This is a genomic window from Achromobacter xylosoxidans (assembly GCF_001457475.1).
Taxonomy (GTDB): domain Bacteria; phylum Pseudomonadota; class Gammaproteobacteria; order Burkholderiales; family Burkholderiaceae_B; genus Achromobacter; species Achromobacter xylosoxidans.
In genome coordinates this window covers 1,377,840-1,398,333 of record NZ_LN831029.1, presented here as the reverse complement: position 1 = coordinate 1,398,333, position 20,494 = coordinate 1,377,840, and the positions used below count along the sequence as shown (strand labels likewise).

The 20,494-nt window shown below is 66.9% G+C and carries 17 protein-coding genes and 1 tRNA gene; 6 read left to right on the top strand and 12 right to left on the bottom strand.

Translation table 11 applies throughout. From position 1 onward, the window contains the following. Positions 1–84: 84 nt before the first annotated feature. Positions 85–172 (top strand) — tRNA-Ser (locus tag AT699_RS06400). A 140-nt stretch (positions 173–312) separates the two neighbouring features. On the opposite strand, the gene AT699_RS06395 is transcribed toward AT699_RS06400, so the two are convergent. Together AT699_RS06395 and AT699_RS06390 are read right to left on the bottom strand one after the other, a co-directional pair. Next, the gene (locus tag AT699_RS06395) at positions 313–1,575 is read right to left on the bottom strand and encodes a hypothetical protein (RefSeq protein ID WP_024068026.1); all 1,263 of its coding nucleotides are present in this window, start codon (positions 1,573–1,575) and stop codon (positions 313–315) included. Between the two features lie 108 nt (positions 1,576–1,683). After that, positions 1,684–2,919, bottom strand: a complete 1,236-nt coding sequence (locus tag AT699_RS06390) for an MFS transporter (protein ID WP_024068025.1) — start codon at positions 2,917–2,919, stop codon at positions 1,684–1,686. Positions 2,920–3,019: 100 nt separating this feature from the next. Here AT699_RS06390 and AT699_RS06385 point away from each other — a divergent pair, with 100 nt between their 5' ends. Beyond that, positions 3,020–4,006: an AraC family transcriptional regulator gene (locus AT699_RS06385; RefSeq protein ID WP_058207255.1), complete on the top strand. Its 987-nt coding sequence runs from the start codon at positions 3,020–3,022 to the stop codon at positions 4,004–4,006. Here the strand turns inward: AT699_RS06385 and AT699_RS06380 are convergent. Continuing rightward, positions 3,947–4,888, bottom strand: a complete 942-nt coding sequence (locus AT699_RS06380; protein ID WP_024068023.1) for a LysR substrate-binding domain-containing protein — start codon at positions 4,886–4,888, stop codon at positions 3,947–3,949. The genes AT699_RS06385 and AT699_RS06380 overlap by 60 nt on opposite strands. Positions 4,889–4,980: 92 nt before the next feature. Between AT699_RS06380 and AT699_RS06375 the strand changes: the two genes are divergently transcribed. Together AT699_RS06375 and AT699_RS06370 are read left to right on the top strand one after the other, a co-directional pair. Further along, positions 4,981–5,904, top strand: a complete 924-nt coding sequence (locus AT699_RS06375; protein WP_024068022.1) for a carbon-nitrogen hydrolase family protein — start codon at positions 4,981–4,983, stop codon at positions 5,902–5,904. Positions 5,905–6,461: 557 nt separating this feature from the next. Continuing rightward, positions 6,462–7,022, top strand: a complete 561-nt coding sequence (locus tag AT699_RS06370) for a PIN domain-containing protein (protein ID WP_232254292.1) — start codon at positions 6,462–6,464, stop codon at positions 7,020–7,022. A gap of 1 nt (position 7,023) precedes the next feature. Here AT699_RS06370 and AT699_RS06365 read toward each other — a convergent pair whose 3' ends face one another. From AT699_RS06365 to rpsO, 4 genes are all read right to left on the bottom strand, one after another. Beyond that, positions 7,024–8,241 (bottom strand): threonine ammonia-lyase, encoded by a 1,218-nt coding sequence (locus tag AT699_RS06365; protein WP_006389123.1) that lies wholly within the window; start codon positions 8,239–8,241, stop codon positions 7,024–7,026. Between the two features lie 15 nt (positions 8,242–8,256). Next, the gene (locus AT699_RS06360; RefSeq protein ID WP_024068020.1) at positions 8,257–8,985 is read right to left on the bottom strand and encodes a hypothetical protein; all 729 of its coding nucleotides are present in this window, start codon (positions 8,983–8,985) and stop codon (positions 8,257–8,259) included. 208 nt (positions 8,986–9,193) lie between these two features. Further along, positions 9,194–11,350 carry a polyribonucleotide nucleotidyltransferase gene (gene pnp / locus AT699_RS06355; RefSeq protein ID WP_020924855.1) on the bottom strand — a complete coding sequence of 719 codons (2,157 nt, stop codon included), beginning with the start codon at positions 11,348–11,350 and terminating at the stop codon, positions 9,194–9,196. A 90-nt stretch (positions 11,351–11,440) separates the two neighbouring features. After that, a complete protein-coding gene (rpsO, locus tag AT699_RS06350; protein WP_006223612.1) occupies positions 11,441–11,710 on the bottom strand; it encodes a 30S ribosomal protein S15 in 270 nt (89 codons plus the stop codon). Positions 11,711–12,028: 318 nt separating this feature from the next. Between rpsO and AT699_RS06345 the strand changes: the two genes are divergently transcribed. Then, on the top strand, positions 12,029–12,547 hold the full coding sequence (locus tag AT699_RS06345; protein ID WP_020924856.1) for a hypothetical protein: 519 nt from the start codon (positions 12,029–12,031) through the stop codon (positions 12,545–12,547). Between the two features lie 60 nt (positions 12,548–12,607). Here AT699_RS06345 and pssA read toward each other — a convergent pair whose 3' ends face one another. The 4 genes from pssA to AT699_RS06325 all read right to left on the bottom strand — a co-directional run bounded on the left by pssA (position 12,608) and on the right by AT699_RS06325 (position 16,921). Further along, a complete protein-coding gene (pssA, locus tag AT699_RS06340) occupies positions 12,608–13,381 on the bottom strand; it encodes a CDP-diacylglycerol--serine O-phosphatidyltransferase (RefSeq protein WP_006389119.1) in 774 nt (257 codons plus the stop codon). A gap of 235 nt (positions 13,382–13,616) precedes the next feature. Continuing rightward, entirely contained in the window at positions 13,617–14,633 is a 1,017-nt protein-coding gene (gene ilvC, locus AT699_RS06335) for a ketol-acid reductoisomerase (protein WP_006389118.1), read from the bottom strand. A 70-nt stretch (positions 14,634–14,703) separates the two neighbouring features. Further along, positions 14,704–15,195 carry an acetolactate synthase small subunit gene (ilvN, locus tag AT699_RS06330; protein WP_006389117.1) on the bottom strand — a complete coding sequence of 164 codons (492 nt, stop codon included), beginning with the start codon at positions 15,193–15,195 and terminating at the stop codon, positions 14,704–14,706. 10 nt (positions 15,196–15,205) lie between these two features. Further along, positions 15,206–16,921 carry an acetolactate synthase 3 catalytic subunit gene (locus tag AT699_RS06325; RefSeq protein WP_006389116.1) on the bottom strand — a complete coding sequence of 572 codons (1,716 nt, stop codon included), beginning with the start codon at positions 16,919–16,921 and terminating at the stop codon, positions 15,206–15,208. 494 nt (positions 16,922–17,415) lie between these two features. Here AT699_RS06325 and AT699_RS06320 point away from each other — a divergent pair, with 494 nt between their 5' ends. Then, positions 17,416–19,638 (top strand): FUSC family protein, encoded by a 2,223-nt coding sequence (locus AT699_RS06320; RefSeq protein ID WP_024068018.1) that lies wholly within the window; start codon positions 17,416–17,418, stop codon positions 19,636–19,638. A gap of 77 nt (positions 19,639–19,715) precedes the next feature. Here AT699_RS06320 and yaaA read toward each other — a convergent pair whose 3' ends face one another. Then, complete coding sequence (yaaA, locus tag AT699_RS06315; RefSeq protein WP_024068017.1) at positions 19,716–20,486, bottom strand: peroxide stress protein YaaA; 771 nt, start codon at positions 20,484–20,486, stop codon at positions 19,716–19,718. Positions 20,487–20,494 lie beyond the last annotated feature (8 nt).

The window sequence follows — 20,494 nt, the reverse complement described above, 5'->3', positions numbered from 1 at the left end:
CCTTTACGGCAAGTCGCGTTTTCGTCAGGTAGAGTGTTTGCCTGGCGGCCGGATTGCCGCCCCCCGCAGTACAGTGCGGCACCAGGAAGCGTGGCAGAGTGGTCGATTGCACCGGTCTTGAAAACCGGCAACGGGCAACCGTTCGTGAGTTCGAATCTCACCGCTTCCGCCAGGAATCCGCCCTCTCCCCCCTTTTTCGCGCCATCATGCGCCCAGGCCTATCGGCCGGCAGGATCGCGCTCGCCTTCGCTTGTGCTGGGCGCGGAGGCCGGTCAGCGGCGGGTCGCGTCGCGCCTTGTGGCACGGCGCCCGTCATTTGTTGATCACGGCGCCATCACCGCGATGCTCGCGGCCACGCGCCGCGGGGGGTGCCGCATCGGGCGTTGGCGCGGCGGCGTCCGGCCGCTGGCGCTGGATCTGCTCCAGTTGCGCCGCCGCCTCGTCGCCCTTCAATTCGGCCACCCGGCCGCGCACGATCGCATCCATGTACTGGCGCGTGAACGTTTCGCCCACGCGCCAGGCATCGCCGTCGCGCACGAAATCGAAATCGCCTTCGAGCACCTGCCAGTCGGCGCGGCCGATGGCCGACAGCAGCCGGTCGCGATATTCGGCCTGCAAGCGGCACGACCATTTGCCGCCTCCCAGCTCCTTGCAGTCGCCCAGCGGCTGGACGTTGCGCACCGTACGCGTATCGGTTTCCGGCGGCAGGCCCACGCGCTGGCGTTGGCGCTCGTACGCCGCCTTGCGCGCTTCGCCCCGGGTGGTCTGGTCGAATGCCGCCACGCCCTGCTCGAACGCGGCTGCCAGCCGGACGGCGCCGGCCGGCTGGCCCACGTCGCGCGGCTTGCCGCTGGCATCGAGCTGCCCGTAACGGGCCCGCACCACGCGCGGGTCCGCGCCGGCGATCATCATTTCGCCCTTGGCATTGGGCCCGATGGTGTAGGCCAGGCTGGAGGTGGCCTCGCCCACCTTCAACGTGGCGGTGCAACCGCGCGAACGTTCCGGCTTGATGTAGCCGACCTCCTTCACGTCCGCAAATGTCGCCAGGTACAGGTCCGCGGGCGCCGCGCCCCCGGCCAGCGGGTTCCTGGACATCTGCTGGATGCGCGAGGTGAACATGCTGGCGCGCAGGGTCTTCTGCACATCGGCGTCATCGCATTGCGGCGGCGATGCCGGCGCAAACAGGTACCAGCCCGCCGCGGCCACCGCGATCACGCCGCCGCCCAGCCATGCCCAGCGCGGGCCGGGAAAAGCGCGCTTGAGCGCGATCTGGCGCACCTGCCGTTCGTATTCTTCAAGCTTGCGCTGCATCAGCGCGTCCATCTCGGCCAGCGCCTGGCGACGGGTGGCGTTGCCGGCGAAGGCGGCTTCGGTCACGGACAGCTCGCCGATGGCCGCCAGGTCCTCGTCGGAAACGATGTGCTCGTCCACCAGCCAGAACAACGCCTCGCCAAGCGACGCCCACGGTTCGGCGCCCCTCTCGCCCAGGCGCTGGCGCGCGGCGGCGTGGTGGTCCGGGCGAATGACGCCGTCGGCAAGCAGGCGGTCGAGAAGCGGGGTCGATGCAGGGACCATGGATGTGCGGCGGGCTGCCAAGACGAGGATGGCACATGATACCGTCGCCGCATTCGCGCGCCCGGCCGGCGCGGCCTCATACCGCGCCGGCCTCAGGCGGCGCAGGTCTCAAAGATGCACTGCCGGACCGGAGCCGCGTCCGGGCGCGTGGATGCGCACCCGCAATGCGATCAGCAGCGCCGCCAGCAGCATCAGGATGCCGGCCGCCACGAACACGCCGACAATGCCGTTGGCGCTGAACATCGCGCCACCGGCCGCCGCGCCCGCCGCGATCGACGACTGCACCGACGCCACCACCATGCCGCCCGCGCTTTCGGCCTGGTCGGGCACCGCGCTGGCCACCCAGTTCGACCACGCCACCGGCACCCCGCCGAACGCCATTCCCCATAGCGCCACCAGCAGCGCCTGTCCCGTCACGGACGCCGGCAGCAAGGCCAGCGCCAGGGCCGCCGCCCCCACCAGCGCGGGCATCAGCACCAGCGTGGCGCGGGCGCTGTGGCCCAGCAACCAGCCCGCCAGCAGGGTGCCGGCGAAATTTGCCACGCCAAAACCCAGCAGCATCAAGGCCAGTCCGTCGGCGCCGACGCCTGTCGTGGTTTCAAGGAACGGCCGGATGTAGGTGAACAGCGCGAAGTGGCCGGTGTGCACCAGCACGCATCCCAACATGCCCACGGCGATGCCGGGACGTAGCAATACCTCCAGCACCGTGCGCAACCGCGCGGTCCGGCCCGGCGCCAGCCGGGGCAGCGTGAGCCACTGGAACGCCAGCGTCGCCACGCCGACCACGGCCGCGGCGACGAAGGCGCTGCGCCAGCCATACCTGCCGCCCAGATAGCTGCCGAGCGGCACCGCCACCACGGTCCCCACGGCAATGCCACTGAAGATGATCGACAACGCGCGCGGCAGCAAGGCGGGCGGCACCAGGCGCATGGCCACTGCCGCCGCCATGCTCCAGAAACCGCCCAGCGCAACGCCGAGCAAAATACGCATCGCCAGCAGCACCGCCAGGCTGGAAGACATTGCCACCAACAGATTGGAGGCCACCATCAGGGTGCTGAAGGCCAGCAGCACCACGCGCCGGTCGAGCGCGCGCGTCAGACCCGGCACCAGCAGTCCGGCAAACAACGCCACCACCGCCGTCACCGTCACCGCCTGCCCGGCCAGCGCCTCGGAAACGCCCAGGTCGAGCGCCATCGGCGTCAGCAGGCTGGCCGGCAGGTACTCCGCGGTCAGCAAGCCGAACACCCCCATCGCCAGCGAAAACACCGCCATCCAGGCGGGCGGCGCATCCGCCGCGCGCGACATGCGGCCATCGCAGACCGCTTCACAGACACCATGACTCATCGCAGAACATCCTCAGGAAAACATCACAGCGGCCAGTCTAGGGATGGCGCCCAGGATGATCTATGATGAAGAATCTTTGATTTTTGATCTAAACACCTGAATGAATGCCACGGATGCCTTTGCGCTTTCGTCCGACCTGATCAGCGAACTGCTGACTGGCATGCGCCTGCGCGGCGTGCAATACCGCCGCATCCAGGTCGGCGCGCCGGTCGGCCTGGGTTTCCGCCCCCGCCCCGGTCACGCCTACTTCCACTACCTGGCGGTTGGCAACGCGGTGCTGCGCAGCGCCGACGGCGCGCTGCATCCGCTGTCCGCGGGCAACGCCGTGCTCATTCCCCAAGGCGATGCCCATCACTTGCTATCCGACCCGCGCGCCCCGGTGCGCGATATCGACGAGGTGGCCGCGGCGCCGCTGGGCGAGCAGGTCAGCGGCGTGGACACCTGCCCCAGCACGCATGACACGCCCAGCGCCGTGCTTTTCTATGGCTGCATGGCGTTCGACCTGGGCGGCATGCGGGGCCTCGGCCCCTTGATGCCTGGTCTGATGCTGGTGGACGCCACCAGCGAACGCTACCCGGGCGCGCTGGCGCTGCTGGACGCCATGAAGCGCGAAATCTGCGCCGGACGCATCGGCTTTGCCGGCATCCTGGCGCGCCTGGCGGAAGTGGTGGCCGCCATGATCGTGCGCGGCTGGATCGAAAGCGGTTGCGATGATGCCGCCGGCCTGGTGGCCGCCCTGCGCGACCCGCGGCTGGCGCGCGCCATCCTGGCCCTGCATCGCCAGCCCGGCCGCGATTGGACCGTAGAAGAACTGGCGGCGCAATGCAATGTCTCGCGATCGGTCTTCGCGCAACGCTTCCAGGCCACCATCGGCACGCCGCCGCTGCGCTACGCCACCGAATTGCGCATGCGCCTGGCCAGCCAATGGCTATCCCACGAGCGCTTGCCGATCGACACCGTGGCCGAGCGCCTCGGCTATACCTCCCAAGCCGCCTTCAGCCGCGCGTATAAACGCGTCACCGGTCAATCACCGGGCGCCAGGCGCCGCGGCCCAACCGTAGCCCTGCAGCAGGCCCAGCAGGGATAGGCGTGCCACCGCCACGGCCTCATCGCGCAAGGCATCGGCGCGCCAGCCCATCTCGATGGCGTAGCCCGGCATGACGACCGGGCACGGCAGCAGCCGCAGCCCCGCGACCGCCGCCAGGCCGCGCGCCGCGTGGGTCGGCAGGGTCGCCAGCGCGTCGCCGCCACGCAGCAGGAACGCCAGCGCCGCAAAGTGCGTGGTCGCGGCCAGCACCCGCCGCGTCAATCCCTGCGCGTGCAACACCTCGTCAACCACGCCGATGAATCCGCCCGACGACACCAGCACGTGCGCACGCCCGGTGAAATCCTCCACGGACAGCGCTTCCTGGCCCGGCGCCAGACTGGCCGGATCAACCAGGCAGGCATAGTCGCCCTGCCCCACGGTCACGCGCTGCAATGCGGGCGCGGTCAGTCCACCGGACGCGATCACCAGGTCGACGTCGCGCGCCATCAGCATGTCGGCGGCCAGGCGGCTGTGGGTCTGGCGAAAGATCAGACGTAGTCCCGGCGCAGCCTCGGCCAGCGCCGCGATGGCCTCGCGCCCCAGCGCGATTTCGAAGTCGTCCGACAGCCCCAGCGTGACCGAACGCCCGGCAAACCCGGCCGGCCCCGGCCGGGCCAGCGACAGGCTTTGCCGGCACTTGTCCAGCGCCTCGCCGATGATCGGCCGCAGCTCGCGGGCCCGCAGGCTGGGCGAAAGGCCGCGCCCGGTGCGCACGAACAGCGGATCCGCATACAGCGTGCGCAGCCGCGCCAGCGACGCGCTGACGGCCGACTGCGTCACGCCCAGCCGCAGCGCCGCGCGGCCCGCGCCGCCTTCGTCGTAGATCGCCTCGAACACCTTGAGCAGGTTCAGGTCGGTCGACTCGATATCGATCTGGCTCATATCATTTATCGTCAAATTGGATTGATCGATTTTAGGCTGGCGCCGACACTGGCAGCTCCCGACACCCCACCAGCCCCAGCCAAGGAACCCGCATGACCACCCAGACCGTTGCCGCGCTGCAGATCGGCGCCTCGCCCGAGGGCAAGGAAGCCACCCTGGAACGGATCCTGGCCTTCGAGGCCGAGATCACCGCCTCGGGCGCCGCGCTCGTGGTCATGCCCGAGGCCCTGCTCGGCGGCTATCCCAAGGGCGAGATCTTCGGCACGCGCCTCGGCTACCGCCTGCCCGAAGGGCGCGAAGCCTACGCCCGCTACTACCAGAACGCCATCGATGTGCCCGGTCCCGAGACCGACGCGCTGGCCGCGCTGTCACAGCGCACCGGCGCCAGTCTGGTGATCGGCGTCATCGAACGCGCCGGCAGCACGTTGTACTGCACCGCGCTGTACTTCGATCCGGCCACCGGCCTGGCCGCCAGGCACCGCAAGCTGATGCCCACCGGCACCGAACGTCTCATCTGGGGCCAGGGCGACGGCTCCACCCTGCCCGTGGTGGAAACCGCCGCGGGCCGCGTCGGCGGCGCCATCTGCTGGGAAAACCACATGCCGCTGCTGCGCACCGCCATGTACGCCAAGGGCGTGCAGATCTGGTGCGCGCCCACCGTCGATGAACGCGACATCTGGCAATGCTCGATGCGTCACATCGCCCACGAGGGCCGCTGCTTCGTCATCAGCGCCTGCCAGGTGCAACCGTCGCCCGCCGAACTGGGCCTGGACGTGCCCGGCTGGGATCCGCAACGCCCGCTCATCAATGGCGGCTCGCTCATCGTCGGCCCGCTGGGCGACGTCCTGGCCGGCCCGCTGCACGGCCAGACCGGCCTGCTGACCGCAACCATCGACATCGAGGACCTGGTGCGCGCGCGCTACGATTTCGACGTGGTCGGCCATTACGCGCGGCCCGACGTTTTCGCCCTGGACGTGGATGAACGCGTGCGCCAGAGCGTGCGTTTCACCGCCTGACTTCACCCGGCCGGCGTCCGTCAGGGCGGGAAGCCCGCGGCTCCAGTGGTATAGTCACGGCCGCTGGATACCCATGCCGCGCCCGCGCGGCTCACCCGGTATCCCGTTGCCGCCCCGTCCGCGGGGTCGGCGATGCCCGAGTGGTGAAATTGGTAGACACAAGGGACTTGAATCCATTTGAGCCCTCCGGAGGAAACTCCAGAGGTGTAGCCCGTCAAACTCGGCGAATGCCCTGGACCCGGTCCGAGCCAACGCCGAGCCAAGCCCGCTTCGAAAGAACCGGGAAGGTGTAGAGAGCAGACGGCGGGCACCTAAGGCCGCAAGGCTATGGTGAAGGCGTGCTCCAGACCACGAACGGCGCTTGACGCGCCGGCGGCGAAAGTCGAAGTGGTACGAAAATCCCTCGGCCGCAAGGCCGTACCGGTTCGATTCCGGTCTCGGGCACCACCCCTATGCCAGGCGCCGCCGCGCCTGCCTTGCCCGCGCGCCCGGACCGCCCGATCTTGACCGCCACACCCTCCGCCCCGCCCTTCATCGTCCTGGACGCCTGTGTCCTCATGTCCGGCATCCTGCGCCGCCTGCTGCTGCGCCTGGCCGACGCCGGCGTGTTCCAGCCGGTCTGGACCGAGCGCATCGGCGAGGAATGGCGCCGCAACGCCTGCCGCATCTGGGACATCCCGCCCGAGGTGATGGCCGAGTTCTGGGCCGAGATGAACGCCCGCTTCCCGCAGGCCATCGAGCACGACACCCTGGTCTACGAGGCGGCGCTGCGCTACAGCGACCCCAAGGACTTCCACGTCATCGCCGCCGGCCTGGCGCGCCGCGCCCGCTGCGGCCTGCCGCAGACGCCGGTGGTGCAGGTGCTGACCTGGAACCTGAAGGATTTCAACCGCTCGGAACTGCGGCGCCAGGGCCTGGACGTGTACAACCCCGACCGCATGCTGGCGCAATGGTGGCAGGACGGCGCCGACCGCATGCGCGAGGCCATCGCGCAGATTCCGGTGGACTACGTAGCGCTGGGGCGCGAGCCCGAGCCGCTGGCCGCGACCTTGCATCGCGAGCGGCTGTACCGGCTGAAAAACCAGGTGGGCCGCGACCCGGAACTGGGCCGCCCCTGACTCAATGGTCGTGGTTGCTGGCCGCGAAACCGGCCGCGTTCAGGATGTCGATCACTTCCTGGATGTGCTCCGGCCCGCGCGTCTGCAGCACGAAATCCACTTCCACATTGCGCACCGGCAATGAGGTGAACGCGCGCTGGTGATGCACCTCGGTGATGTTGGCCTGGGCATCGGCGATCAGCTTGGTCGCGTGGGCCAGCGCGCCCGGCAGGTCGCGCAGATCGACGCGGATGCGGGCCAGGCGACCGGCGCGCACCATGCCGCGCTCGATCAGTTCGCCCAGCATCAAGGGGTCGATGTTGCCGCCGGTCAGCACCAGGCCGATGCGCTTGCCCTTGAAACGCTCGCTGCCCGCCTCCTGCGCGCGCAGCAGCGCCGCCAGGCCGGCCGCGCCGGCGCCTTCAACCACGGTCTTCTCGATTTCCAGCAGCACCACGATGGCGTGCTCGATGTCGGCCTCGCTGACCAGTTCGATGTCGTCGACCAGCCGGCTGACGATGGGCTGCGTCAGCCCGCCCGGCGATTTCACCGCGATGCCTTCGGCGATGGTGTACTGCCCCTGCGGCATCGACACGCCCTTGACGGCGGCATACATGGCGGGAAAGCGCTCGGTCTGCACCCCGATGATCTCGATGCCGGGCTTGAGCGCCTTGGCTGCCGTGGCGATGCCCGAGATCAGGCCGCCGCCGCCGATGGCGATCACCAACATGTCCAGCTGCGGCTGGTCTTCCAGCATTTCCAGCGCCACCGTGCCCTGCCCCGCGATCACGGCCTCGTCGTCGTAGGGGTGGATCATGATCAGCCCGCGCTGTTTGGCCAGCTCGTAGCCATGCGCCTTGGCGTCGTCGAAGGTATCGCCGGCCAGCACCACTTCGGCGCCGAAGCGGCGCGTGTTGGCGACCTTCACGGTCGGCGTGAAGCGCGGCATCACGATCACGGCCGGCACGCCCATGCGCTGCGCATGGTAGGCCACGCCCTGGGCATGGTTGCCGGCCGACACCGCGATCACGCCCGCGCGGCGCTCGTCTTCCGACAGCGTCAGCATGCGGTTGAGCGCGCCGCGCTCCTTGAAGCTGGCGGTGAACTGCAGGTTCTCGAATTTCAGCCAGATCTCGGCGCCGAAGATGTCGGACAGCGTGCGCGACAGGGTGAACGGGGTCTTGAGCACCTGGCCACGCAGGTTCTCGCGGGCGGTCTGGATGGAAGCGATATCGATCACGGTGGAAAAATCCTGTTAGCGCACCGGCAGGAAATTGAACAGCAAAAGGCCTTGCGCATAGTTGATGCCGATGCGCCGCGAGTTCTCGCCCAGCAGATTGGCGATCAGGTCCAGCCGGCCGATGATGGCGCCGAACTCGCGTTCGAAACTGAGGTTGGTGACCTGCGCCGACATCTCGTTGGCCAGCAGCAGCGGTTCGCCCTGGTTGTTGCGGCGCGACGCCAGCAGCCAGGCCGCCGCCTCGACGTTCCGTGCGGCATTGTAGACCCGCTGCCCGTCGAGCGCGTCGGTGGCGTACAGGCGGGTCTTGCCATTGTGGGCGGCGATGATGGTGTCGGCCAGGCCGTAGATGAAGGCCCCGACGCGGTCGCCGCTGTAGTTGGGATCGAGCGACACCGCCAGGATCTGGATGTCGTGCAGGCCGGCCAGGTCGGCCGGCGGGATCCGCACCTCGATCGCATGCTTGACCCGCGACACCGCGGTCGCGTGGTCGGGCGCGCCGGTCTTGCGCCATTCGCGCGGGTTGCGTCGGTAGAGCTTGTCCAGCAGGCTGTAGAGGCTGGCCAGGTTGTCGCGCACCTCCAGGGTGACGGTGCGGTTGAAGTCGGTCTGGACCAGTTGGTCGGCCGACATGCCTTCGCCCTTGGGCGAACCCTGGCCCGGCCCGGGCGCGGACATGCATCCGGCCAACAACGCTCCCAGCAGCATGGCCGCCGCCGTGGCGGGTCCTCGCCATCGCGTCATGCTCGATCCATCCGTATCCCCCTCTGTCTGGCGCCCTGCCGGCTTGCGCCGCGCCGGCGCTCGTGTCACGCGCAAGACTTTACCGTAAGGCGCGCGAAGATGGGAGATGCGGGAGATTCGAAGACGAAAGAAGATGAATCCGCCTGCCACCAAAGCAAAGAAAAACGGCGCCTCGCGGCGCCGTTCTTGAGCAGGGGAAAGGCAGGCCTTATTCGGCTTGCGGTTCCGCTTGCGGGGCGGCTTCGGCAGCGGCCTGCTGCTGCTCGATGCCGCCGATCGCCTTGATGGACAGGCGCAGGCGGCCCTTGTCGTCGGCCTCGATGACCTTGACGCGGACTTGCTGGCCGACCTTCAGCACATCGTTGATGTTGGCGATGCGGTAGTTGGCGATTTCCGAGATGTGCAGCAGGCCGTCGCGGCCCGGCAGCACTTGCACGATGGCGCCGAAGTCCAGCAGGCGCAGGACCGAGCCGTCGTAGACCTGGCCCACTTCGACGTCGGCGGTCAGCTCGACGATGCGGCGCTGGGCTTCCTTGGCCTGCGCTTCGTCGACGCTGGCGATCACGATCGTGCCGTCGTCGGAGATGTCGATCTGGGTGCCGGTTTCCTCGGTCAGCGCGCGGATGGTGGCGCCGCCCTTGCCGATCACGTCGCGGATCTTCTCGGGGTTGATCTTGATGGTCAGCATGCGCGGGGCGAAAGCCGACAGCTCGCCGCGCGAACCGTCCAGCGCTTCCTTCATCTTGCCCAGGATGTGCAGGCGGCCTTCGCGGGCTTGCGCCAGCGCCACTTGCATGATTTCCTTGGTGATGCCCTGGATCTTGATGTCCATCTGCAGCGCGGTGACGCCGTTTTCGGTGCCTGCGACCTTGAAGTCCATGTCGCCCAGGTGATCTTCGTCACCCAGGATGTCGGTCAGCACGGCGAACTTGCCGCCGTCCAGGATCAGGCCCATGGCCACGCCGGCCACGTGATCCTTGACCGGCACGCCGGCATCCATCATGGCCAGCGAGCCGCCGCAGACCGAAGCCATCGACGACGAGCCGTTGGACTCGGTGATTTCCGAGACGATGCGGATGGTGTACTGGAAGTCTTCCGGGGCCGGCAGCAGCGGGATCAGCGCGCGCTTGGCCAGGCGGCCGTGGCCGATTTCGCGGCGCTTGGGCACGCCGATGCGGCCGGTTTCGCCGGTGGCGAACGGAGGCATGTTGTAGTGCAGCATGAAGCGGTCGCGGTACTCGCCCATGAGCGCGTCAATGATCTGCTCGTCCTGCTTGGTGCCCAGCGTGGCCACGACCAGCGCCTGGGTTTCACCGCGGGTGAACAGGGCGCTGCCGTGCGCGCGCGGCAGCACGCCCAGGCGCACGCTGATGGGACGCACGGTGCGGGTGTCGCGACCATCGATACGCGGTTCGCCGTTCAGGATCTGGCCGCGGACGATGGCCGATTCCAGCGAGAACAGGATGTTGTCGACGGTGACGGCGTCCGGCGCCGGCTCGCCCTTCTCGGCGGCGGCGGCGTTCAGCTTGGCCGACACGTCGGCGTAGACTTCACGCAGCTTGGTGGTGCGGGCCTGCTTTTCGCGGATCTGGTAGGCGGCGTTCAGGCCTTCCTGGGCGGCCGACGTGACGGCGGCGATCAGGGCCTCGTCCTTGGCGGGCGCTTGCCAGTCCCAATCGGGCTTGCCGGCGTCCTTGACCAGCTCGTGGATGGCGTTGATGACGGCCTGCATCTGCTCGTGGCCGTAGACCACGCCGCCCAGCATGATTTCCTCGGACAGCTGGTCGGCTTCCGACTCCACCATCAGCACGGCGTTTTCGGTGCCGGCGACCACCAGGTCCAGCTTCGACGACTTCAATTGCGACGCGGTCGGGTTGATGGCGTACTGGCCATCGATGTAACCCACGCGGGCGGCGCCGATCGGGCCGTTGAAGGGGATGCCGGAGATGGCCAGGGCGGCCGACGCGCCGATCATGGCGGCGATGTCCGGATCGATTTCGGGATTGACCGACAGCGTGTGGATGACCACCTGGACTTCGTTGTAGAAGTCTTCGGGGAACAGCGGACGCAGGGGACGGTCAATCAGGCGCGAGGTCAGCGTTTCCTTCTCGGACGGCTTGCCTTCACGCTTGAAGAAGCCACCCGGGATGCGGCCGGCGGCGTAGGTCTTTTCGATGTAGTCGACGGTCAACGGGAAGAACGTCTGACCCGGCTTGGCCTTCTTGGAGGCCACGACAGTGGCCAGGACGACGGTGTCCTCGATCGACACCACAACGGCGCCGGAGGCCTGGCGAGCGATTTCGCCGGTTTCCAGGACGACCGTGTGCTGGCCGTACTGGAACGATTTAGTCACTTTATTGAACATGACGATTATTCCTTACAAATGAAAAACCGTGGCCGTCGCGACATGCGTCGCACCGACCACGGTTGCGTCATGGGGAGCCAGCCCCGTCGATCACTTGCGCAGACCGAGTTTTTCGATCAGTGCGCGGTACGAATCGGGATTGCGGCCCTTGAGATAGTCGAGCAGCTTGCGGCGACGGCTGACCATACGCAGCAGACCGCGGCGCGAGTGATGGTCCTTCATGTGTTCTTTGAAGTGACCGGTCAGTTCGTTGATACGGGCGGTGAGCAGAGCCACCTGGACTTCGGGGGAGCCGGTATCGCCTTGAGCGCGTTGGAACTGCGCAACGATATCGGATTTCTTGATGTCAGCTACAGACATTGATGACCTCTTCGGACATGCGACAGGGCCGAGGCGCCCTGACGTGGTTTGGAAAAAAATCGCGGCCGGCGAAAAGCGTTATTGCGTTCTCACTGCTGCTTCAAGGCTACCCTGGAAGTGCCGCAAGACAAGGCTTGGCGCCCCATTTGCCGCATGTCCAGCCCAGCCCCGTTGCCGGCGCAAAGCATCTTGCAAAATCAATACACTTGATAAAGCCTGACGATTATAGCCGATTCGCTAGAATTACCCCAGTGAGACCGCCGGCCCGCCGCCGGGCGTCGCGCCGCCGCCCTCGCGGAAGGCACCAGGAGCCATAATATGTCAAATTATTACAGACTTGCCCGCACCACCCTGGCCGCCGCGGCCCTGGCCGGCCTGGCCGCCTGTGCCAATCTTGCCCAGGTCGCCCCCGGCACCCCGCTGGCCGACGTCCAGGCCCAGTTCGGCCGCCCCAATTTCGAATGCCCGCAGGCCAACGGCGGCCGCCGCGTGATCTGGACGCAGCAACCCATGGGCCAGTATGCCTGGGGCGCCAACGTCGGCGCCGACGGCCGCGTCGACCGGGTCGTGCCGCTGCTGACCGACGCCCACTTCAAGGTGCTGGAACAGGGCCAATGGAGCCCCGAGCGCGTGCGCTGCGAGTTCGGCCCGCCGGCCCGCATCGATCAGGCCGGCCTGGGCGAAAAACGCGAGGTGATCTGGTCGTACCGCTACAAGGAAAACAGCGTCTGGAATTCGCTGATGTACGTCTACATGGGCCGCGACGGCAACGGGGTGACGCACTTCCATCCCGGCCCGGACCCGATGTACGACGATGACCGCTTCATGTGGCGTTGATTCCCCCATGAAAAAACCCGCCTTCATCCAGGCGGGTTTTTCTTTTGCCGGGCGGCGGGCTCAGGACGACTGGCCGCGGCGCTCCTGTTGCAGCCGGCGGGCGCGGTTCCAGCGCCAGGCCCAGATCACCCAGCCCGAAAAGCCGTACAGCACGAACAGGCCGAACAGCACCACCGGGGGATCGCTGGAGACGAACACGAACACCGCCACCACCAGCAGGATGCCCCAGAACGGCACGCTGCGGCCCAGGGCGAAGCTCTTGCCGCTGAAGAACGGCGCGTTCGACACCATGGTGATGCCGGCGTACATGGTCAGCGTGAACGCGACCCAGGCCATCACGCTGTCGTGGATCGGCAGCTTGTTGTCGACCGCCAGCCAGACGAAGCCGGCCACCAATGCCGCCGCCGCCGGGCTCGGCAGCCCCTGGAAGTAACGCTTGTCGACCACCGCGATATTGGTGTTGAAGCGCGCCAGGCGCAGCGCGGCTCCCGCCACGTAGACGAACGCCGCCAGCCAGCCCCAGCGGCCCAGGTCGTTCAGGATCCATTCGTACATCACCAGCGCCGGCGCCACGCCGAACGAGGTCATGTCGGACAGCGAATCGTATTGCTCGCCGAAGGCGGATTGGGTATTGGTCAGGCGGGCCACCCGGCCGTCCATGCCGTCCAGCACCATGGCCACGAAAATGGCGATGGCGGCGACCTCGAAGCGGTTGTTCATGGCCTGCACCACGGCATAGAACCCCGCGAACAACGCCGCGGTGGTGAATGCGTTGGGCAGCAGGTAGATGCTTCGGTGGCGGTTCTCGGAATCGCGCATGGAAAAATTGGGCATGGTCTCAATTACTTACGACAGACATTGAAAGGTTAACTCATCTGGCCCCACAACGGGCCGCAGCAAGGGCCGTGCCCGCGCCGATCCGGCCCCGCCGGCGCGAAAAGCCCCGCTCGCGCCCCGCTGACGCGCCCGCCTCGCGCATTCTCCGCGCAAAGAAAAACGGCATGCCCTCGCGAGGCATGCCGCTTGCCGTCGGCGCGCGCGGGGCGCAAACCCCGCGCGGAAACCGGGATCAGTTCTTGGACTTGTCCACCAGCTTGTTGGCGGCGATCCAGGGCATCATGGCGCGCAGCTTGCCGCCCACCACTTCGATCTGCGATTCCGCGTTGATGCGGCGGCGCGAGGTCAGCGTCGGGGCGCCGGCGGCGTTTTCCAGGATGAACTTCTTGGCGTATTCGCCGGTCTGGATGTCCGTCAGGCACTGGCGCATGGCCTTGCGGGTTTCGTCGGTGACGATCTTCGGGCCGGTCTCGTACTCGCCGAACTCGGCGTTGTTCGAGATCGAGTAGTTCATGTTGGCGATGCCGCCTTCGTAGATCAGGTCGACGATCAGCTTCAGTTCGTGCAGGCACTCGAAGTACGCCATTTCGGGCGCGTAGCCGGCTTCCACCAGCGTGTCGAAACCGGCCTTGATCAGTTCGACGGTGCCGCCGCACAGCACGGCCTGTTCGCCGAACAGGTCGGTTTCGGTTTCTTCACGGAAGTTGGTTTCGATGATGCCGGCACGGCCACCGCCGTTGGCGCTGGCGTACGACAGGGCCACGTCGCGCGCGGCGCCCGACTTGTCCTGGTAGACCGCGACCAGGTGGGGCACGCCGCCACCCTGCTTGTAGGTGTTGCGCACCGTGTGGCCGGGGGCCTTCGGGGCGATCATGATGACGTCGATGTCTTCGCGCGGCACGACCTGGCCGTAGTGGACGTTGAAGCCGTGGGCGAAGGCCAGGGCGGCGCCGGCCTTGATGTTGGCGTGCACTTCCTTGTTGTAGACCGAGGCGATGTTCTCGTCGGGCAGCAGCATCATGACGATGTCGGCGGCCTTGACGGCTTCCGCCACTTCCTTGACCTGCAGGCCGGCGTTGGCGGCCTTGTCCCACGAGGCGCCGCCCTTGCGCAGGCCGACGATGACCTTCACGCCCGAATCATTCAGGTTCTGGGCATGGGCGTGGCCTTGCGAGCCGTAGCCGATGATGGCAACGGTCTTGCCTTTGATGAGGGAGAGGTCGCAGTCTTTGTCGTAGAAAACTTTCATGGGGTGCTCCAGATATTTTTGGATATTCGTTGGTTCGGGATGTAGGGTGCGGCTTGGCCTGGAAGGCCGGTCAAAGCTTCAGGATCCGTTCACCGCGGCCGATGCCGGACACGCCGGTGCGCACGGTTTCCAGAATGGCACTGCGGTCCAGGGCCTCCAGGAAGGCCTGTACTTTTTCCTGCACCCCGGTCAATTCGATGGTGTAGGACTTGTCGGTGACGTCGATGATGCGCCCGCGGAAGATGTCCGCCATGCGCTTCATTTCCTCGCGTTCCTTGCCGACCGCGCGCACCTTCACGAGCATCAGCTCGCGCTCGATGTGCGCGCCTTCGGTCAGGTCCACGACCTTGACCACGTCCACCAGGCGGTTCAGGTGCTTGGTGATCTGCTCGATGACTTCATCCGAGCCGGTGGTGACGATGGTCATGCGCGACAGCGTGGCGTCCTCGGTCGGCGCCACGGTCAGGGTCTCGATGTTGTAGCCCCGCGCCGAAAACAGGCCGACCACGCGCGACAGCGCGCCGGGCTCGTTCTCGAGGAGGACGGAAATCACGTGCTTCATGGTGGCCTCCTTACAGGTCTTCAGAGCCGAGCAGCATTTCGGTCAGCCCGCGGCCGGCCTTGACCATCGGCCACACGTTTTCGGTGCGGTCGGTGATGAAGTCCAGGAAGACCAGGCGCTCCTTGTGTTTCTTGAACGCTTCGCGCAGCGCCGGCTCGACGTCGGCCGGGCGCTCGATGCGCAGGCCCACGTGGCCGTAGGCCTCGGCCACCTTGACGAAGTCGGGCAGCGAATCCATGTACGACTCGGAATAGCGCGAGCCGTAGTCGATCTGCTGCCACTGCCGCACCATGCCCAGGAAGCGGTTGTTCAGGCAGACGATCTTGGGCGTCAGGCGGTACTGGGCGCAGGTCGACAGTTCCTGGATGTTCATCTGGATCGAGGCCTCGCCGGTGATCACGGCGATGTCATGACCCGGATTGGCCATCTGCACGCCCATGGCGTATGGCAGGCCCACGCCCATGGTGCCCAGGCCGCCGGAATTGATCCAGCGGCGCGGCTTGTCGAACTTGTAGTACTGCGCGGCCCACATCTGGTGCTGGCCCACGTCGGAGGTGACGAAGGCGTCGCCGCCGGTCACTTCCCAGAGCTTTTCCACCACGAATTGCGGTTTGATGACTTCGTCCGAATTGGCGAACTTCAGGCATTCCTTGCCGCGCCAGGTCTCGACCTGTTCCCACCACTTGGCGATGGAAGCCGGCTTGTGCTCGGCCGAGGCGGCCTCGTACTGCGCGCTCAGGTCGGCCAGCACATCCTTGACGTTGCCGACGATCGGGACGTCCACGCGCACGCGCTTGGAGATCGACGACGGGTCGATATCGATATGGATGATCTTGCGGGCGTTCTGGGCGAAGTGCTTGGGGTTGCCGATCACGCGGTCGTCGAAACGGGCGCCGATGGCCAGCAGCACGTCGCAGTGCTGCATCGCCATGTTGGCCTCGTAGGTGCCGTGCATGCCGGGCATGCCGACGAACTGGCCGCTGCTGGCCGGGAAGCCGCCCAGGCCCATCAGGGTGCTGGTGCAGGGCGCGCCCAGTTGCGAGACGAGCTTGTTCAGCTCGGGCGCGGCGTTCGACAGGATGACCCCGCCGCCGGTGTAGATCATCGGCCGCTCGGCGGCCAGCAGCATCTGCACGGCTTTCTTGATCTGCCCCTGGTGGCCCTTGTTGACGGGCGCATAGGAACGCATCGAGATCTCGCCCTTGGGCGGGGTGTACTTGCACTGCGCGACGGTGATGTCCTTGGGGATGTCCACCAGCACCGGGCCGGGACGGCCGGTGCGCGCGATGTAGAACGCGCGGCGCATGGTTTCGGCCAGGTCCTTGACGTCACGCACCAGGAAGTTGTGCTTGACGCAGGGACGGGTGATGCCGACGGTGTCGCATTCCTGGAAAGCGTCCTCGCCGATGGCCGCAGTGGGCACCTGCCCGCTGATGATGACCATGGGGATGGAGTCCATGTAGGCGGTGGCGATGCCGGTGACGGCATTGGTCACGCCCGGACCGCTGGTCACGATGCAGACGCCGACCTTCTGCGACGAGCGCGAATAGGCATCGGCCGCGTGCACGGCGGCTTGCTCGTGACGAACCAGGATATGCTGGAATTTGTCCTGCTTGAAAATCGCGTCGTAGATGTAGAGCACCGCGCCGCCAGGGTAGCCGAAAACGTGTTCCACGCCTTCATCGGCCAGGCAGCGCACGACGATATCGGCGCCATTCATTTCCATGTTGTCATTCCTTTCAAAACCGGCCCTGCAACCCTGACTGCTGCGCGCCCGGATACGGCGGCAACTGAACCCATGCCGGCTGCGGCAACATGATCCGGCGCTTAGCGGCTCACGGAGCCACGCCACCCGGACACCCTGCCGACCCGGCACACGTTCGACAGAACGCAGTGCAAACGCCCCTGGGGGACGCTGGAGGTCGAAATGGAAGCCTTGGCAACACACGCTTGTGGCGCGGCCAACGGCAAATGTATCTGCTGCGGGATGGCTGGGAGGTGACCCTGGCCATCCGCCTCATCGCGCCGGTTTCGGATAGGCAGACCGGCGCAAGTGGAGCAATTTACCGCGTTGCGTCAAAGCTAGCAAATCGAGGTTTCGCGGACGTTGCACGGAAGTCGCGCCCGGCCATGCGGGAAAGTCTGGTAACCATCTGGCCCCTAAAACGCGACCGCTCTCTCTATACTTGACGCGTCACCCGGATTCGAGCCCCGCCGTCCATGGATCTGCGCATTGCCAGCATTCGCCGCTTTCTCTACAGCCACTACTTCTTCGGAGGGGTGCGGCAGGGAGTCGGCATGCTGTTGCCGGTGCTGGTGCTGGGCGGGCTGTTCGGCCACTACACCACCGGCCTGGTCGCCACCTTCGGCGCCCAGTGCCTGGCCATCATCGACCAGCCCGGGGGCCCGCAGCGGCACCGCACCAACGAGATGCTGGGCGGCGCCGCGCTGGGCACGCTGACCGTCATCATCACCGGTCTGGCCTCGACCAACCCGGTGCTGATCTGGCTGGTGGTCATCGCGCAGTGCTTCGTCTATTCCATGTTCACGGTGTTCGGCAAGCGCGGCGGCCTGATCGGCTTTGCCGGCCTGCTGCTGATGACGCTGACCATGCATTCGCCGCTGGAACCGCACGAGGTGCTGGCGCATGCCGCCGCGACGCTGGGCGGGGCGCTGTTCTACGTGGCATTCAGTCTGGGATTTTCACGGCTGTTCTGGCTGCGGGAAGAACAGCAGGCGATGTCGGTGGCGCTGTTCGCCACCGCCGACTACGTCGCCGCGCGCGCCGCCTTCTACGACGAAACGGCGGACCTGGACGAGGCCTACCGCAATCTGATCCAGCGGCAGTCCGTCATGACCGAAAAGCACCAGGCCGCTCGCGACATGGTGCTGCGCGCCCTGCCCCGCGGCAAGGGCCTGGGCGACCGCCAGCGCGTGATGATCTGGAACATGTTCGTCGACATGCTGCAACTGCTGGATACGCTGGTGGCCACCCACACCGACTACGCCGCGCTGCGGCGCGCGCTGGCCGGCAACGACTGCCTGATGTTCATGCGCGACGCGCTGGTGAAGATGTCGCTGGAGCTGAACCGCATCGCGCTGGACGTGTCGCGCGGCCGCAAGGTGCAGTACCGCAGCAGCGCCAAGGCCGAACTGCGCGCCATCGAGTACGAGATCGAGCAACTCAAGCAGCAGGGCCTGGGCGAGCGCGAGCCCGAGATGCTGGCGCTGATCGTGCAGGTGCTGCGCCGGCTGCGCAACTCGGCCCGCATCGTCGACCGCCTGGCCGACCACACCGCCGCCTCGCCTCACGCCAAGCCCACCGACGTGCTGCGCATCAACAAGTCGCTGACGCGCTTCATCTCGCGCCAGGAATTCCGCTTCGGCCTGCTGACCAGCAACCTGCGCCTGGATTCGCCGCACTTTCGCTATGCGCTGCGCGTGACCGCGGCGGCCGCCATCGCCATGACGCTGGCCAGCCGCTGGCTGTCGCCGGCGTTCTCGGCGCACAACTACTGGATCATGCTGACCATCGTCATCATCATGAAGCCGGGCTTCGCGCTGACCCGCCAGCGCAACGGCTGGCGCCTGATGGGCACGCTGATCGGCTGCATCTGCGCGCTGCTGCTGTTCAACGTCACCGACCGCCCCGAGATCCTGTTCGCGGTGCTGCTGGGCGCCTGCGTCATGGGCAACAGCATGGTGCAGCTGAACTACATGGCCAGCGCCATCTTCAACACCCTGTTCGTGGTGCTGGTGTTCCACTTCGTCTCGCCCGGCACGGTGTCGATGGCGGTGATCGGCGAACGCGCCATCGATACGCTGATCGGCTGCACGCTGGCGCTGGTGTGCAGCTACATCCTGCCCTGGTGGGAAGCGCGCTACCTCAAGCCGCTGGCCGCCGCCGCCACGCGCGCCAATCGTGAATACCTGATGGCCGGCATGCGCTACGTGGAAGCGATGCAGGCACACGGCGCGCCGATGGGCGCGGCCGCCGACGCGACGCCCGCGGTCACCGACGCCGACATTGCCTGGCGCCTGGCGCGCAAGAACGTGCACATCGCCTTCAGCAATTTCGCCGAGGCCTTCTATCGCATGATGAGCGAACCCAAGTCGCACCAGGTCAGCGTGCCCGAGCTGAACAACCTGCTGATCCAGAACCACGTGCTGGCCTCGCAGATCACCGCCGCCATTCCCATCCTGGCCGCCCTGCCCGCCACGCCCGAGGCGGTGCAGCGGGCGCTGGCCGGCATGGTCGACCTGCTCGACGAGAACCGCGCGCAGGCCCCCGCCGACCTGCCCACCCAGTTCGACACCGAAGGCGAGCAGGCGGCGCTGGTCTATCCGGTCAAGCAGATGATCAAGGCCGCGCACATGATCCGCCAGGAACTGCTGGCGCTGGCCGATCCGCAGCACGCGCCGCCTGTCGCGGCGCCGGCCTGAATCGAGCCGCCGCGCTCCGCGAGAACAAAAAAAACCGGCCCTTTCGGGGCCGGTTTTCCGCGCTACCCGCGTCCCGCTCAGAGCTTGCGGCGAAACACCAGCCTGTCCTCGGTCGAGGCCGAGGCGTCGTACCTGTAGCCTTCCAGGTCGAAGCCGTGCAGGCCTTCGGGCTTGGACACCTTGTGCAGGATGGCGTAGCGCGCCATCAGGCCGCGCGCGCGCTTGGCGTGGAAGCTGATGATCTTCCAGGCGCCGTTCTTCCAGTCCTGGAACACGCACTGCACCACGCGCGCCTTGAGCGCCTTCAGGTCGACCGCCTTGAAATACTCTTCGGACGCCAGGTTGACGATGACCGGCGCCTTCTGCCCGGCCTGGCGTTCGTTCAGGTAGTCGGCGATGCCGCTGCCCCAGTATTCGTACAGGTTCTTGCCCTTGGACGTTTCCAGGCGCGTGCCCATTTCCAGGCGGTACGGCTGCATCAGGTCCAGCGGCCGCAGCACGCCGTACAGGCCGCTGAGGATGGCCACGTGTTCCTGGGCCCAGTCCAGCTGCTTGGCCGACAGCGTCGAGGCCTCCAGGCCTTCGTACACGTCGCCGTTGAAAGCCAGCACGGCCTGGCGCGAATTGGCCTGCGTGAAGGTGCGCTTCCAATGCGCATAGCGCTGCACATTGAGCTCGGACAGCGCCGGGCTCAGGCTCATCAGTTCGGATATATCGTCCGCGGTCTTGGTCTTGAGCACCTTGATCAGGGCGGCGGCCTGGTCCACGAACAGCGGCTGGGTATGGGTCTCGACATGCACCGGCGAGTCGTAGTCCAGCTTCTTGGCGGGGGAAAGCAGAAACAGCATTCGAAGAT